Raw genomic sequence first — 16,278 nt, 5'->3', positions numbered from 1 at the left:
CTGGTGTCACCGCGTCTATACTGCGCGCTGTTGGATAATGGTGCAAGTGGAGCTCTGTCGGAGCATGCCGTACTTTGGGTAATGGTAATGGGATCCAGAACACTAAGACACTTTTCTCACGCGATACCAGCTTTGCTGGTGTGCGTGGATTGTCAGGCATAGGTCAGTCGACCACCTCTGAGGAAGAACTGGACAGCATGTTCGCAGTTAATTTGCACGCCATCTGTCTATCAACGCGATCACTGTACACTTGGCATTTATCGTTCACAGGAACAGGTTTTCACCAATCCTGCCGCTCATAAGTTTCTGTAACTTCAAAGGTCTGTTCAGCATCCTGTCCAGGCGCGACAGCTTCGTCCAATATATCGTCATTTTCAGAGTTGCCGTCACGACCATAGTCGTGCACTACATCAGCCCAACCCCCGGAAGCGGTTTCACCTTCGCCCGTTTGCTCAAGCAAAACAAGGTCTTGCTGTGCGTCATCCGTTTGCGAACCTACTTCATCACTGCCTACGTTGATTTGAAACGACGTGCTGACCTCGTTTTCTGAACCGTTTACTGCCAAAAAAGAAACCGAGACATCCACGTTAATTTCGCCCTCAAAACCGGGCGGTGGCATGACTTCTATCAGATCGAGATTCCACCCTTCGAGTACGATGTCATTGCCATCAGCAACAGCGGTCATATCACCACTCACAAGAATTGTGTCTGCGGGTATCCCGGAAAGCGTCGCAGGCCCGTGAGAAAGAAAATCCGATGTATCAAGACGAATGTCGATGGCGCCATTCTGATCTGCGATTAAATCACTGTCCGCCTGAACCAGTTCCCGCCCGTCCGTTCCGGGGCCGTCCCATTCCAGTTTCAGACCTGCGACGCCATGGTTTTCAAAGTAACGGATTTCGATTTCATGCGTGCCGGGTTCAAGCTCAATCTCGCCCGTTCGCGTTCGAAACGAGTGCAGCCCGTCATTTTCAACCACTTCTTCACCATTTACAAAGAGCACGACGCCATCGTCGCCACCGAGGTAAAAGTTGTACACCCCGCCTTCTTCAACGGTGACATCGCCGGTAATTCTTGCGCCGAATGTATCCTTGGCGCCGCCCTCCCAGAACGACCCTGATCCGTTTTCGTAGTCTATTTCACCAACAACTTCTTCATGCGTCGGCGTGCCTGACCAATCAATTTGATCCAAGGCGCTCAGACTGTGACCAACGTCGAAATAGCTGGCTTTGAAACCGGTTTGAACTTCAAGCTCAGGCGTAGGAATGTCGATAGTATTCACTTCAAAGTTCAGAGGTGTCTGGCTCGTCGCAGTATTACCATCCTCAAGCGTGACAGTCGTTTTGACTACCGCAGAAACCTCACCGGCAAAGTCAATTGGTGGCGTAACTTGAACGACGGAAACATCTCTGCCAGAAATATCGACTGCCCCCGTTTCGCCGACCTCAACGAGTTGATCGCCAAGCTGAACCATACTGCCCGGCGGCAATCCTTCTATTGTGTGCGATGCATTTTCGTCGCCTTGCTCAATATCCACGTGTACATGGAGAGGCATACCATTCACCGTTTGCAGGTCATCAATGGGCGGCGTGGTGACCAGCTCTCGTCCGTCAATTCCCGGACCTTCCCACTCAAGCTTTAGACCGGCATGGCCGTAATTCTCAAAATACCTAATCTCGATTACATGTGTGCCGGGCTCCAGCTCAACCTCGCCGGACCGCGTTCTGTAAGAATGTAACCCATCGTCCTCAATGACCTCTATGCCATTCACATAGAGAACGACGCCATCATCGCCGCCCATGAAAAAATCAAAGGTGCCACCTTCTTCAACTTCTATGTTTCCAGTAATCTGCGCACCGAAGGTATCGGTGGCACCGCCCTCCCAAAACGATCCCCTGCCATTTGTGTAGTCAATCTGTTCTACGAGTTCATGGTGCGTTGGCTCTGCGTTCCAATCAATATCATCAAGTTTGCGCAGGGTCTGGTCTACGTCGAAGTACTTTGCATGAAAACCGGAGCCAAGGTTAACCTCTGGCATATCAACAACGTCGACGGAAAACTGTTCGGTTACGGCATTACCGGCGCTGTCCGTTACTGTGATGTCTAGCGTCAGATTTGTGGCGTCATCCGTGTCAAGGCTTGTTCCGTCCTTAAGTTTGACGACACCGTCAAGAATTTCGAACCGGTCATCCGAAACAGAGAACTCATGCGTGTCCTGTGCATCTAGATCGCTGAAGCTTAACCGGCCCAGAACTGCCCCATCAACATTTTCGGCGATTGCCCCATTCGACAGTTGGACCGCTGTAGGCGCCGAATTCTCAACACCGCTGTTTTGAGAATTTTCTGCGTTTGTTTCATCGTCGGGTGCGGCCTGACGATGGTTCGTGTCCGGGGCCACCTGCTCTTCTTGATCGGACACCGGGGCTTGCTTGGCAGCAGGCTCCATCTGCGTCAAATCCAGTTTTGTATCATCGGCCGCAGAACGGCCGCCCCCTGAACGAGGCGCAGCCTCCGAGTTCGTCTGAAATCCCCCGGTCTGCGATATTGTACCAGCGTCTTGCCCGGTTGAATTTGCCTCTGCAGCGGACGTGGTTTCAGTTTCCGGTTCATTCTCAGACGCATCTGTGTTATCCGCGGCCTCTGGGTCAGCAATGAAGGTCCCGGCACCGTCGAGCGACCCTTCGGATGCCTGTTCAGGCTCTTCATCTTTGCCATAATGCAGTGAGCTGCGCGCCGGATCATCCTGCACCTGCTCTGCCGATTTCAGCGACTGTTCAGCGATCTTCTTTTTGAGGTCTTCCGCATCTGTTTGTGGCGCGGTTGCGACCTCTTCTTCGAACTCGTTTTCAGCCATGGCATTTCCCCCGGTTGGATCGGACCAAAATTCGGTAAAAACGCAAAAATTTCCTTAACGTGCTGTTCCAATACTGTTCAAATTTAACCGATTTTTCTGGCGTCTAATGTGAGACCTTAAGCAGTTCGTAAACGCACGGGCTTTACCAAGTGACTTCGAAAAGGGTGAGTTCGTATGACCGGAAAAGAAAAGATAACTACAACGCAGCAGATGCGACCAAGACTGGGAACAGCCGTCCTATCGGCGACAATGGCTTTGAACCTGCTTGCTCTCGCGTTGCCCTTGGTTGTGCTACAGATCTTTGACCGGGTTATTCCATTTCAAGCAACCGAAACGCTATTTGTTCTGTTTTTTGGGATGTGCTTGGTAGCAATACTGGAATTTTCTTTGAAATGGGCGCGCATCGTCTTGCTGAGTAACCTCGGCGAGGCTTTCGATCAGACGCTGACAACCCGTTTCACTCAATCCACGCTTAATGCTGAACCAGAAGCGTTCACCAAAGTAACCCCAGCCGTACATCTGGATCATTTTGGTGCGATATCGCAACTGAGGTCTTATTACTCAGGTCAGGGTCGCATTCTGGCGATCGACCTGCCTTTTGCCGCGCTTTTTGTCGTCATGATCGGCTTGATCGGCGGCTGGCTTGTGCTTGTTCCGTTGGTCAGCATTGCACTGTTGATGGTGTTCAAAACCGCGCTTAAACGTGCTCAGTCATCGGTATTTGAAGAGCGCAAGAAGCTTGACGACAGAAGATACTCCTTCCTCGTTGAAGTAATGTCACAAATCAAAACGCTTAAGGCAAACGCGATGGAGGCGCAGATTAAGCGGCGATATGAACTGCTTCAGGATCAGACAGTCGACATCAGCCAACGGGTCATCAAATTTTCCGGCTTTTCACAATCGTTTGGCGCATTGTTCTCCCAAATGGCGGTTGCAGCAATGGGTTTGTTTGGAGGTTACCTGATCATTAGCGGCAGCTTGGGCATCGCTGAGCTTGCGGCCTGCATGCTTCTGAACGGGCGCACCGTACAGCCGATGTTAAAAACGCTAAATCTTTGGGTTCAGGCGGAAAATCTGTCCTCGTCACGCTCAAAGCTTGACGAAACATTCGCACTACCATCCCGTCAGGTCGCAACTGGGCAGCAAACATCGCTTGAGGGTGGAATTCGCTTTGAAAACGTCGCGATGAGACACCCAGCACGGGATGAATATCTTTTCCGCGGTGTGAACACTGAAATCCTACCCAATCAAAATCTGGCCTTGCTGGGAAAAACGGGCTCGGGCAAATCGACGCTTATGAAGCTCGTATTGGGTGAGATCATACCGTCAGAGGGGCGAGTACTCATTGACGGTCGGCCTGCGCATGAAATGTTCCATGCAAGAGGCAACAAAGGAATTGGTTATGCAGACCAGCAACCGGTTGTTTTTGCTGGTACGGTCCTTGATAATATCTCTGCTTTTGGCGACGGTGCAACGATCACGAAGGCCTTGGAGTATTCAGAGCGTTTGGGCATCGACAAAGTACTGCACCGCCTACCGCTCGGGTACAATACGCTGATGCAGGACTGTCCGGCGCTGATAAACAATCAAGCGGCTTTGTTAGGTATATCTATTGTCAGAGTAATGGCGCTGGAACCAAAAATACTGATTTTGGACGACGTTACAGCAACGATGGATAAAGTAACGCGTGATGGGTTCCTGTCGTTCATTGAAGACACCCACCAACATACAACGCTGATAATTTCGAGTACGGATCAAAAACTGTTGGAGTACGCAGAGGCGTCTCTGGATTTCAACCATGCGACGACCGAAAACATAAATGAATGGGATGAGGACAATCATGCCGATATTCAGGCAGCGAGGCAGTTTATGACCGGACCGTTTCAAGAACGGAGCGCTTGATGGAAAAAGCAATCTCTCCCAGCTTCAACCTGCTGAACCAACTCATGTCAGCAGCAGGATGGCACAGCAGTCCAAATCGGTTGTTCGAAGCCGTACCGCATATGTCAGATCAACTGACACCTTTCGACATGGTGAGCACATTTGAGAACCTTGGCGTTCCGACATCCTCGCAACGTTGCAAACTAAGCGAGATCCAAGCCGACGATTGCCCAGCGTTATTCGTTGACAATCAAGACCGTATGCAAGCGATACTTGAGGCCAGTTCAGGAAATCTCCTCATCTGTCGATTGGAAGAAAGTGACCCGCACTGGGTCAAAGCAAGCGGTGTGGCAGGACGTCTGGTGCGTTTGGAGCGTTTCAAAAGCGAACGAATACCCACAAATCAGTACAGCTTTGGTCAGATCACCGGAACCTTTAAAAATCTATTGCCATGGCTGGTCATTTCTTCGTTCATGTCCAATCTGGCAAGCCTCGCGACACCCTTGTTGATTATGGTCATCTACGACCGTGTTATCCCTTCAGGTTCAGTTGATCTGATTACATCCCTCGCTTTGGCTGCATTTATTTTATTGGCAACGGACGCGGGCTTTCGCCTCATCAGGTCTCGGGCCATAGCTCATATGGGACGCGAAACAGAACTCGGTCTTGGCTTGGCTCTATTTCGCAAAATACTCGCCTTACCCGTATCACAAATTCAAAAAACCAGCGTTGAACAACAACTTGCAAGGTTTAGGCAATTTGAAAGCCTTCGGGATATTTTTACGGGTCAGATCCTCGTAGCAGTGCTCGACTTACCCTTCACTCTGATTTTTTTGGCTGTTTTGTATGTATTGTCGCCGCAGATCGCCCTATTGATTCTGGCCCTGATCGTCGTGTTCGCCGTGATTGCGTGCATTACGCTTCCTATGCAAACATCCCTGAACGCCCGTGCCGCAGAACACAAAGCGGCCTTGCAAAGTTTCGTATTTGAAACCGCGCAAAATCAACGAGCGATCCAGCGCCTTGGCCTGATTGACTATTGGAGCAAACAAAGCGACGCGCTGAGCAGAAAAGCGGCGCGTGCAACGCGTCGGGCTTCCCAACTCCAATTGGTCACACAGAACCTGGGTCAAAGCCTGATGGCCATCGCTGGCTTGGGCGCAATAACCTTCGGTACGCTGAGCGCTATGCAAGGCAATATGTCGTTTGGTGCCTTGATTGCGGTTTTGTCTCTAGTGTGGAAAGTGCTGACGCCCTTACAGGCTCTCTATGCGAACTCTGCTCAAATAGTGTCTTTCCGGAACAGCAAAGCACAAAGTGACCGTGTCTTGAACTTACCTGAAGAAATGGTGCGCGGCGTGGCGCAAAACCACCAAAAAACGCTCAAAGGCCAGATTTCCGTTTCTGGGGTTACGCATCGCTACGATTCAGCGAGCGCACCCGTGCTTTCACAAGTTTCAATCGATATCGAAGCCAACGAGTTTGTTGTATTGGGCGGCACCAGTAACAGCGGGAAGACAACTTTGTTAAACCTGCTGCAAGGATTTTACCAACCCAGCATAGGTTTGATCCAGATTGACGGCCTTGAATTAAGGCAAATCGCAGTTGACGATCTTCGCCGCTCAATCAGCTATTGCCTGTCGCAGCCAGAGCTATTTTACGGCACAATTTACCAGAACTTCAAGCTGGCTGCCCCGTCTTTAAGCCGCGATGACGTCCATGAAGCGCTCAGGCAAATGGATCTGTCAGATGAAATCGACAGCTATCCCGATGGCTTGGATACGAGGCTATCAGAGTCTTTTCGCAGCACGCTGCCGCTATCAACTCAGCGTGCCCTTGGTATATCAAGAGCAATTGCCAGAGGCGGGTCGATTTGCATGCTTAACGAACCGCTTGCAGGACTTGACACCCAACATCGCGATGCCTTGCTTCGAACCTTGGCAGATTTGAAGGGCTCTCGCACGTTCATCGTTGCAACTCAGGACGCAGATATCGCACGCGTGGCCGACCATTATCTTTATTTGCAAAACGGTAGGGTCGTAGCCGATGACCGCGGCAGCGCAGGCCTGAAGAAATTCAACGCTTTGCTAAACCGAACAGGAGCAAGTTGACATGACCAGAACCAAGTTGATGCAAGGCAAAAAGGGTGTGTTTGCAAAATCCGACGCGCGTGCAGCAAGGCGTGGGCCAAAACTGGCCAGCCTCTTCATTATGACGCTTGTCGGGTTTCTTGGCGGGTCGTTGTGGATGGCCGCATCAACCGTCGTTCCTGAATTGACGCGCGCAAGTGGTGCTCTTGTTCCCACGGGGAGATACCACCAGATTCAAGCACCAGAAAGCGGCACAGTCGTTTCAGTTTACGTTCATGAAGGCCAAGAAATAGAAAACGGGCAAGTCTTAGCGGAGCTATCTTCCGCTACTCTGGACCAATATGAACAAGACATACATCAAGAGCTTGCTGCAATTGACACAAAAGCGAGGAATTTTCGGGCTATTCTGGCGGGCGTTGCATCAGACACCCCGACCTCGGTTTCATTTTCAAATCCCGAATTGGAGTTTGCTGAAACGCAACTGAGACTCTTCGCTAGCAAGCAACGCGCACAGGAGGAGTTGACGATACGGCTTCAAGAAACGCTCGAAACATTGGAACGTGCACGTGAGCTTGCCGAAAAGCGCGTCATCGCCAAAACGATATCCGTTGAAACAGATGAAGATCTATTCAGTAAAGGTTTAACTACCTCTCGCGACCTTGATGCACAAAAAGACCGCCTGGACCAATTACAAGCACGTCTTGTGGATGTGGATGTGCGCCTTTCTCAACTGCAAAAAGAGGTCAGTCTGGCACAATCCTCGACAGCGCAAAACCGTTTGTCTCTGGAGGAAAAATACACTGAGAAGTTATTTGAACTAGAATTGCAGCGTGAGGCAGCGGATAATCGGGCCAGAGTCATTGCACAACAACGCGATAAATTAAAATTGCGCGCGCCCGCAAACGGCGTTTTACATGCGATCGGATTTCCAAATCCAGGTGAGATCGTGAACGTCGGCGACGTCCTTTTTGAACTCCTTCCGACCCAGCAAAGCCTTGTTGCAGAAATCGAAGTGAATCCATCGGATATCGGACATATTTCAACCGGCGATCCGGTTGCCCTTAAGTTCGACACATTCGATCCAAGACGTTACGGGCAAGTAGAAGGCGAAATCATTAGCATCTCACCCAATTCGGTTATGGATGTCGATACTGGCCAAGAACACTTTCGTGCCACTGTCGCACTGAACAACGCGTCGATAGGCGAAGGTGTTTGGCAAAGGGACCTGCAATCAGGGATGACGACAACTGCAGAGATCGTAACCGACGAAAGAACGGTACTGGCTTACTTGCTCAAGCCAATTAGCCGCTCGCTGGAAAATGCCTTCGGGGAGAGGTAACTTATATCCCGGTTGCATCAGCTTTTGCGTTCTTGCGACGTGGTGAACAAAATGTCCGTCCAAACAAGCATCGAATTTCACCAACGGGCAAAGACGGTCTTGCCATCCAAATCCCGCCCGCAGGAACACGCGGCCGAGCCTCAATTAGTCAAATGTGCCAACACCTGATTGGCCCCGAGTTTCGCTTTTCCGCACAGTGAAGCGCGAACAGCCATTGCCGCACTGACCACGCCCGCTACCTGTCGTCCATGAGTGACAAAACTGACGACCCGCGCGCTTTGGCCGTTCCATCAGGCCGCATCGCCCGACTGAGCCGCCTCAGTTCAATGACCGCCGGGGTGGCGGGCAACATGGCCGTGAACGGTCTGGCGCAACTTGGCCAAGGGCAGCGCCCGTCCATGCGAGACCTGTTGCTTACCCCGCAGAACATCACGCGCGTGGCCGATCAACTGGCCAAGATGCGCGGGGCCGCGATGAAGATTGGGCAGTTGATGTCTATGGACACTGGTGATGTCTTGCCCCCTGAACTTGCCCAGATCATGGCCCGGCTCAGAGATGACGCGCATTTCATGCCGCCCGCGCAACTCAAGCAGGTGCTCAACGCCAATTGGCCCGACGACTGGCTTCAAAAGTACAAGAAGTTTGATGTCCGCCCCATCGCCGCAGCTTCCATCGGGCAAGTGCACCGTGCGCAGTTGAAAGACGGGCGTGATCTGGCGATCAAAGTGCAATACCCCGGTGTTGCAAAGAGCATTGACAGCGATGTTGCAAACGTCGGCGTTCTGATGCGGATGTCGGGTCTCTTGCCGAAAGGGTTTGAGCTCGCGCCATATCTTGAAGAAGCGCGCAAACAATTGCATGACGAAACCGATTACGTTCTGGAAGGCGCGCAACTCGCGCGCTTTAGCACGTTATTGCACGACAATCCGGCGTTCATTGTCCCCGAACTTTACCGCGACTGGACGACGCCCGGCATTCTTGCGATGAGCTATGTCGACGGGGAACCAATCGAAAGCGCACAGAATGCGCCGCAGGACACGCGCAACCGGATCGCGAGAAATCTTATAGAGCTGACTTTGAAAGAGCTTTTCGAATTTGGCCTGATGCAAACTGACCCAAACTTTGCAAACTATCTGTATCAACCTGAAACCGGGCAGATAGTCTTGCTTGATTTTGGCGCAACGCGCGCACTCGATCCGGTCATAGTACGTCAATACCGCGCGTTGATGCGCGCGGGGCTGAGCGACGACAAAGGCGCGATCGCGCAAACGGCGCAAGACATCGGGTTCTTTGTGGCAGAGACGCCTGAGACACACAAAAACCGGATTGTAAAAATGATCCGACTTGCTTTTGGCGTGCTGCGCGACAGCACAGAATTCGAGTTTGCCGCAACAGATTTATCCCAACAGATGCAAACAGAAGGCATGGCGCTGGCCCAAGAGGGTTTCGTACCGCCACCCTTACCGATCGATGTTCTGCTGTTGCAGAGAAAACTCGGCGGGGTGTTTCTTCTCTGCGGGCGTTTGGAGGCAAAGGTTGATCTGTCAACGCTTTGGGATGCCTACCTTGCATGACCGGAACAGCATCCCGACGCAGTACAAACTGTAACGGGGTATCCCGGTGCAGCCCTTGATGGAAAAACCGATACTCGCGTCAAGTATTGTGGCAGTGTGTAAAAAACCGGCACGCGCGCCGTCGTCATTGAAAGGTCTCAAAGAAGTCACTCACCGTTAAACGGAGGTACCACAATGTATCGTCTCATCACCTTGGTTTGCATGACGCTTGCAGGTCCGGCGTCTGCACTGGACTTGAAATTGACAGGCCAGTTTGATCTGAATTATCCCTCCAGCCTTGATTACGATCCGGCCTTTTGTGGGCTTTGGATTGCAAACGAAGGCCCCGAAGCCATTCTTTTGACGCTGGATGGGCTGGAACTGCGCCGCATTTCTTCAGGACTTTCCCGGATCAAGGCGATCACCATCGAAGGGGAGAATTTACTCGTCGCAGACGGAGCCGGAAGCTTTCAGCGCATAACGAAAAACGGGGTCGCGCTTGCTGATCCATTTCGGATTTCATCGCAATGGGCCGATACAGAAGGGTTGGCCGTTGATGCAGATGGCACCTTGATCATGGTCGAAGACGACCCTGAATATCTGACCTGGATGTCCCCGTCGGGCGAAATTATCCGCCGGATCGACACGATGACATTGACCCAACCTCTAAGCGAAGCGCAAGGGATCGCGCGCGATCCGCGCAGCGGGCATTTGTTGATCGTAGATGACATGGAAGGGACGAACAGCCTGTATGAATTTGACGCCGACGGCCAGTTGCTGGCGACCGCCTCGCTTCTGGAATACGGCATGGACCCGGAAGGCATCGCCATACGACCCGGATCGAACCAGCTGTTCATCGCTTTTGACAGCGGCACAAGCATTGCAAGTTTCGAATATTCGCCGACGCTGCCAGAAGGTGCCGCACCTTTGCCGCCGGGTGCCGATTGCGCATTGATGTGATCCCCTCCTCATCCAGAAACACGACAGACACGCAAGTGATTGCACGTTAAGCGATGATCGGCACGTCGCCCGCCAAAGCGTTCAGGCGCTTTGTGGCGATAGGATGCGCGACAATTGCTCGCACTTATTGGTTGCAAAAAAACGACATGATGCTTAAGGCGAAGGTAATAGCCTCAGGAAATATGCATGCTAACTCGTTTCGCGCTGCCTCTAGTCATCTTTTTTTCATTGATTTTCGCTGCAATTGTTGCGCCCGGACCCGGAGTTCACGCGCAAACAGTAACGAGCCAACCTGACACGACACAGATGCCCGATCCGCTGTCGTCCGAGGCCATCCGCGAAATGGTTGCGCGCATGTCGGACGATCAGGTGCGGGTCATGCTGCTGGACAGGCTCGATGCCGTCGCAACGGGAAACGCCGAAGAAACAGCTGAAATTCAATCACTCGCGCTAGCTGCGACACGCACATGGGAAGCGTTCTACACACCCATCGTTGAGGCTGTTCAGCGCGTTCCGATCCTGTTTGTGCGCCAGTTCGAAGCTTTCGGCAATTTCGCAACGAGTTTCGGCGCGAGTGGCCTTGCGGTTTTGTTCGGGCTTTTGATTGGCATCCTGGCTGTAGGCTATGCGGCAGAACTCCTGGTTACCAAGACGCTGGAGCGGCGTACCAAAAAAGCAATCGTCCAAGAGACAGGGTCACTGCGTGATACACTGTTCTTTCTGGCCAAACGGTTCGGGCGGGAAATTCTGGGTCTTGCCGTTTTCTACATCGTTATCCGCATCGTTGGCGCGTCTTTCCTGACCCCACAGCAGATTGCCATCCTTGCTCCGGCGGTGCGCCTCTTGGTGCTGGTGCCAAGGCTGATTGCGGCGTTGTCGCGCTTTGCGCTTGCCCCGTATGAGCCGCAGTACCGTCTCGTCAGCGTGAGTGATCACTGGGCGAAATACCTGCACCGGAACCTGATCGGATTGGGTTTGCTGGGCGGTTTCACGATGTTCATCATCGGTTTTAACGCCCAATTCGGCGTGCCCATCGGCGAGACCCGCCTCGGTTTCTGGCTCACATTTGCGCTGCACGTCTATATCATCGTCATCGCATGGACGGCCCGCGATGGTCTTGTCGAAATGATGCGGGGCAATGACCCTGACCGCACCAGATATGATGAGCAGGTCGCGCAGTACTATCCGGTATTTGCGGTCGTTGTGTCCGTCTTTACCTGGGCGCTGTCGACGATTGTTGCGGGCTTTGGCAATATCGCGTTGCTGCTGAAAGCACCGCATTACACCACGATGTTCTGGCTGCTCATGGCCCCGATTATTGATACCATCATCCGCGGTCTGGTGCGCCACCTGCAACCTCCGATGATCGGTGAAGGTCCCGTCGCAGAGCAGGCGTACAAATCCAACAAACGAAGCCTGATCCGCATCGGGCGCGTGCTCGCTTTTGGCATGATTGTCCTCATCATTGCCGGCGCTTGGGAAATCGATCTGTCCAACGTGGGCGCGACCAGTGCAGGTGAGCAATTCATCGGCAATCTGATTGAGTTTCTGGTCACTTGTGCGGTCGGTTACATCGTGTTCGAGCTGATGTCGCTGTGGATCAACCGCCGCCTTACACGTGAACAATCCTCCAGCCTGACGTCGGATCAGGAAGCCGGTGAAGGCGGCGGAGCGGGCGGTTCGCGCCTTGCCACCGTTTTGCCGCTGATCCTGATGGCCTCACAAATCGCCATTGGCGTCGTCTTTGGTTTGCTTGCCGTGGGCACGCTTGGCATCGACATTACGCCACTGCTTGCCGGGGCGGGGATACTTGGTCTGGCCATTGGTTTCGGGGCGCAGAAACTCGTCACCGATATCGTATCAGGCATTTTCTTTTTGATTGATGATGCATTCCGGGTCGGAGAATACGTCGACGTTGGTGGCACGATGGGCGCGGTCGAAAAGATCTCCATACGCTCCATGCAATTGCGTCACCACCGCGGCAATGTGCATACGATCCCCTATGGCAGCGTGGAAAAGGTCACCAATTTCAGCCGCGACTGGGTGATCATGAAGCTGATGTTTACGGTGCCCTTTGACACCGACCCCAACAAGGTCAAAAAGATCTTCAAGAAAATCGGTGCGGAAATGCTGGAAGACCCGCTATTCAAGGATGATTTTCTTGAGCCCTTCAAAAGCCAGGGCGTGTTTCAGTTCGACGATGTGGGCATTGTCATGCGTGGTAAGTTCATGGCCAAACCCGGCACGCAATTCACCATCCGCAAAGAAATCTACAACCGTGTCCGCAAAGAGTTCGAAGCAAACGGCATCGAATTTGCCCGTCGGGAAGTTCGCGTCGCGATGCCCGGCCTGGAGGATCATGACGACCTGAGTGATGTGCAACGCACCACCGTCGAAGCAGCAGCAAGCGGTGCAGTGCAGGCACAGATAGAGCAGGAAGCAGCAGAGGCCGCTGCGGCCAAGAAATAGCCCGCGTCTGGCGTTTCCAGACCGTCTTTGGTTTCATGCCAGAAGGGCTGCCAGAAACAGGGACAGGTTGGCTCCATCGCTGCCGTCAGGGTCCGCAACAGCGGCCGTTTGCGCGATGACGCTTGCGTCTGTCGGTCCGTCCCAGTTCGGCTCCAACCGTCCCAGACCGCCTTGTTCGACGAGGTCCTGCACCAACGAAAATGCCGCCGTGGGGCGCTGCAGCCGGATAAAGTCCGACGAGGGTAACCCACTGGCATCTCTCGGCACGACACCGAGACGTCCAGCCATCGATTGGATGCGCTGATTTCGCACCTTGGCGCTGTAACCTTGGGCGATGGTATGATCGACAGAGGCCACCGCAGCACTGCCATCAAAGCTGATACCACGTCTGCGCAAATGTGTGGCACCGGTCAGGGAATAGACATCATCCACAACGACGGTCGTGCCCTGCAGCCGCGCAGCCCGCCCCGGAAAGGCGCCCGGGTGAAAGGCGACCACACGATCTGCGGCCACGCTTTGCAGCGCCAGCAGCGCTTCGTTGCGCAACTGGATCGCGGCGCGCACATATGGCGGATTGATAAAGTCGGTTTCGCGCGGGGTGCATAGAATGACCTTGAGCCGCGGTTGCACAGCCAGACGATCGGCCAATATCTGGATCAGGTCCACCGAGACCGCACCGCTGCCAGCACCGGCATGAACTGTGCGGGCAAGGCCAGCCGTTTCCACGTAAACCAATTCCTGCGCTTCGTGAAACGCTCGCGCCAAAGACCACAGCGCATCGCGCGCCCCGTGGACCGACAGCTCATATTCGCGACGCAACTCGTTCAGCAAGCGGTTACCATTTGTCACATCCACCGTGGGGGCCGGCAGTCCCAACGCACCAGCCACATCATTGATAACAGTTTGCAAATCAAGTGGAGTGGCTGAGTTGAGCGGGTTGCCATCAGGCAATAGCGACAGTTCTGGCGTTTCGGCCACTGCCGCGATGGATTGCAGCAACACACCGGATGATGTGGCTCCTGCGGGTGCCCCACCTGCCCGCACGGGCGGGTTCATATTATCCCCTCCTGACATCGCCAACCAGCCCGGCGCCTGCCCGACAGGAGGGCCACCGGGCAAGGGAATGAATGGCTGCACACGGCGCACTGCGTGGCGTGCGAGGTCATAGCCCAGCGCCCCCTCGACACGCACAGCACTACTGTGGGTATCCGGCCCGGGCGGGTTGCCCGGGTTGCCCTGCGCATGGCTGGCTGACATCGTATCACGCGACCAGGACGCGGCACTCAGCACCCCGTCCCAGTCAAGACCGGCGCTGACATTGACCGAGCCGATGCCACTGACGACGATGCCTTCCAGACGCGCCATAGTCGGGAGCCTCGGCCCAATGCGCGGCACCGTTTCGGACGCCAGCGCACGTGCCGCATCAACGGGCGTGCCAGCTGCGCCATCATCAGGCCCGGCATCCGTACCGAAAATCGGGACTGGGGCCACCGATTTCAAATTATCGGACAGACCGCCCATACGATCGAGCGCAGGTGCAAAGACATCAGGCGGCAGAGCGGCAGGTCCGGGCGCAATCTGCAAAGTTCGGGCGGCAAACAGACGCCGGTTTTGTCCGCGTGGTGTGACCACCAGATCAAAGACCAGCGTCGCCGGGTCCGGCTTGGGGTCACCTGCGCTCAGGCCAAGCGGGTTGTGCACCCGGATCAGCGTCGGCTGGCCTGCCACCGCAATTGCAGCACCGCCATCCCCGCGTTTGAATGACGGCGTCTCTCCGATTGCGGGAATGGAAATAAACCGTTGATTATAAAGCCTGACAGCACTGCCATCGGGCACAGCGTCAGCAACGATCTGAACGATAACATCTTCATCCGCAGTCCATGTCGCCGTGGCTCCTACGATCGGCGCCGGGTTTGGGCCGAACATGCCAATACCTGCCGGGGTCGGAAACGCAGGCCAGCGGGCCGCCGCACCCGGCGCGGTTGGCGCAGGGACCAAATCGTCAATAATCGGCGCGACGGCAAACATCAGCGGATTGCCCGGTGCACCATCAACCCTTGCAAGCACAGCATCCGCACGCGCCATCAGGTCCGGGCCATCGACGACGTAGTCTATCACAACTTCGGTTCGCACCTGCGGTTTCAGATCCGACGGCATATCCCCATCCTCACCGGGCACACCAGCAACGGCGCTGGTGGTGCGGTTCCCACGCAGATGCCAATCCAGATCAACCGCATAGGCGCGCAGGAACTGTCTCGGCAACGACACGCCACCCGGCAGCGCGGGCTGCGTCAAGGGCCCGGCAGCCAAAGTGCCGCCCGTCGCCCACCCCAAGCGCACGCGGCTTGCAGCATTCGCGCCGGTCGCAGCAACCGTTTCATTTGCAGCCAGTGTCATCAGCCCCGAGGCATTTGGAACTCCCGTGGATGTGGTATCAGCGGCCTGCTTTTCCACACCGACATCGCCCAGATGGCTCACGAAGGGCGATCCATGCAGATCCACCACCTGCACCACAACGCCGGATGCAGCACCCAGACCGGTTGCAATCGCACCAATCCCGCCTGCGCCGCCTGTGCCCCCACCGTTTGAGAAATCGAGGGCCGGAAAACTGGTGATCAGATCATCAAACAATGCCGCGATGGAAATCGGGTCAATGATCAACCCGCGCCCGTCATGAAAGCTCATCGGTTCCGTGCGACCAAGGCTTTCACCCGGCTCATAGGTTTGGGGCGACCGGTCCGGCATGGGAACCGCCCCTGTAAACACCAGCGTTTCCGGCACGGGGCGGTGGTGCGGTGCAGGGGCCACGGCATATCGCGCCATCAAGCGGCTGAGGCGTTCAACGGCTTGGGGGTGAAGTCGAAAGGCCGCAACCGGCCCGGCAATGCCAGCCCCCGTTACATCCCGGAATTCATGGCCCTGATCAAGATACTCCAGCGTGCCGCGAAATGGGGCCAGTGCGTTGCCCGATGGTGCCAATCTCAATGTGTTAGAATCAAAAGTCGGATTGGCGCTGCCCCAGGCATTTGACAGGCGCGCCATGGTCAGGCCCAAAGCATCCAGCCCATTATCCTGCAGGGCCTGTGCAGCGGCCTGTGGTGTCAGCGTAAAGACGTTAAGCTGTGTCACTTA

The 16,278-nt window shown here is 54.4% G+C and carries 8 protein-coding genes; 6 read left to right on the top strand and 2 right to left on the bottom strand.

The features are described 5' to 3' along the window. Window positions 1-280 precede the first annotated feature (280 nt). Window positions 281-2,854, bottom strand: a complete 2,574-nt coding sequence (locus RLO149_RS03480; RefSeq protein ID WP_013960674.1) for a PA14 domain-containing protein — start codon at window positions 2,852-2,854, stop codon at window positions 281-283. Between the two features lie 174 nt (window positions 2,855-3,028). Here RLO149_RS03480 and RLO149_RS03475 point away from each other — a divergent pair, with 174 nt between their 5' ends. The 6 genes from RLO149_RS03475 to RLO149_RS03450 all read left to right on the top strand — a co-directional run bounded on the left by RLO149_RS03475 (window position 3,029) and on the right by RLO149_RS03450 (window position 13,146). Further along, window positions 3,029-4,756, top strand: a complete 1,728-nt coding sequence (locus RLO149_RS03475) for an ABC transporter transmembrane domain-containing protein (protein WP_013960673.1) — start codon at window positions 3,029-3,031, stop codon at window positions 4,754-4,756. Continuing rightward, complete coding sequence (locus RLO149_RS03470) at window positions 4,756-6,846, top strand: peptidase domain-containing ABC transporter (protein WP_013960672.1); 2,091 nt, start codon at window positions 4,756-4,758, stop codon at window positions 6,844-6,846. The genes RLO149_RS03475 and RLO149_RS03470 overlap by 1 nt, the downstream gene beginning before the upstream one ends. Window position 6,847: 1 nt before the next feature. Further along, window positions 6,848-8,164 (top strand): HlyD family type I secretion periplasmic adaptor subunit, encoded by a 1,317-nt coding sequence (locus RLO149_RS03465; protein ID WP_245538116.1) that lies wholly within the window; start codon window positions 6,848-6,850, stop codon window positions 8,162-8,164. A 248-nt stretch (window positions 8,165-8,412) separates the two neighbouring features. After that, window positions 8,413-9,738, top strand: a complete 1,326-nt coding sequence (locus RLO149_RS03460; RefSeq protein ID WP_013960670.1) for an ABC1 kinase family protein — start codon at window positions 8,413-8,415, stop codon at window positions 9,736-9,738. Window positions 9,739-9,912: 174 nt separating this feature from the next. Next, entirely contained in the window at window positions 9,913-10,677 is a 765-nt protein-coding gene (locus RLO149_RS03455; RefSeq protein WP_013960669.1) for an SdiA-regulated/phytase-like domain-containing protein, read from the top strand. Window positions 10,678-10,863: 186 nt separating this feature from the next. After that, entirely contained in the window at window positions 10,864-13,146 is a 2,283-nt protein-coding gene (locus RLO149_RS03450; protein WP_013960668.1) for a mechanosensitive ion channel family protein, read from the top strand. A 33-nt stretch (window positions 13,147-13,179) separates the two neighbouring features. Here the strand turns inward: RLO149_RS03450 and RLO149_RS03445 are convergent, their stop codons facing one another. After that, window positions 13,180-16,275 carry a phospholipase D-like domain-containing protein gene (locus tag RLO149_RS03445; RefSeq protein ID WP_013960667.1) on the bottom strand — a complete coding sequence of 1,032 codons (3,096 nt, stop codon included), beginning with the start codon at window positions 16,273-16,275 and terminating at the stop codon, window positions 13,180-13,182. Window positions 16,276-16,278: the final 3 nt, after the last annotated feature.

The organism is Roseobacter litoralis Och 149 (assembly GCF_000154785.2).
Classification (GTDB): Bacteria; Pseudomonadota; Alphaproteobacteria; order Rhodobacterales; family Rhodobacteraceae; genus Roseobacter; species Roseobacter litoralis.
The sequence above is the reverse complement of the archived record's forward strand: the minus strand, read 5'-3'. Positions and strand labels throughout refer to the sequence as shown.

Bases quoted from the DNA above. Each gene is read 5' to 3' on its own strand.
- RLO149_RS03465 (WP_245538116.1), top strand. From the start codon at position 6,848: ATGACCAGAACCAAGTTGATGCAAGGCAAAAAGGGTGTGTTTGCAAAA.
- RLO149_RS03460 (WP_013960670.1), top strand. From the start codon at position 8,413: ATGAGTGACAAAACTGACGACCCGCGCGCTTTGGCCGTTCCATCAGGC.
- RLO149_RS03455 (WP_013960669.1), top strand. From the start codon at position 9,913: ATGTATCGTCTCATCACCTTGGTTTGCATGACGCTTGCAGGTCCGGCG.
- RLO149_RS03470 (WP_013960672.1), top strand. From the start codon at position 4,756: ATGGAAAAAGCAATCTCTCCCAGCTTCAACCTGCTGAACCAACTCATG.
- RLO149_RS03450 (WP_013960668.1), top strand. From the start codon at position 10,864: ATGCTAACTCGTTTCGCGCTGCCTCTAGTCATCTTTTTTTCATTGATT.
- RLO149_RS03480 (WP_013960674.1), bottom strand. From the start codon at position 2,854: ATGGCTGAAAACGAGTTCGAAGAAGAGGTCGCAACCGCGCCACAAACA.
- RLO149_RS03475 (WP_013960673.1), top strand. From the start codon at position 3,029: ATGACCGGAAAAGAAAAGATAACTACAACGCAGCAGATGCGACCAAGA.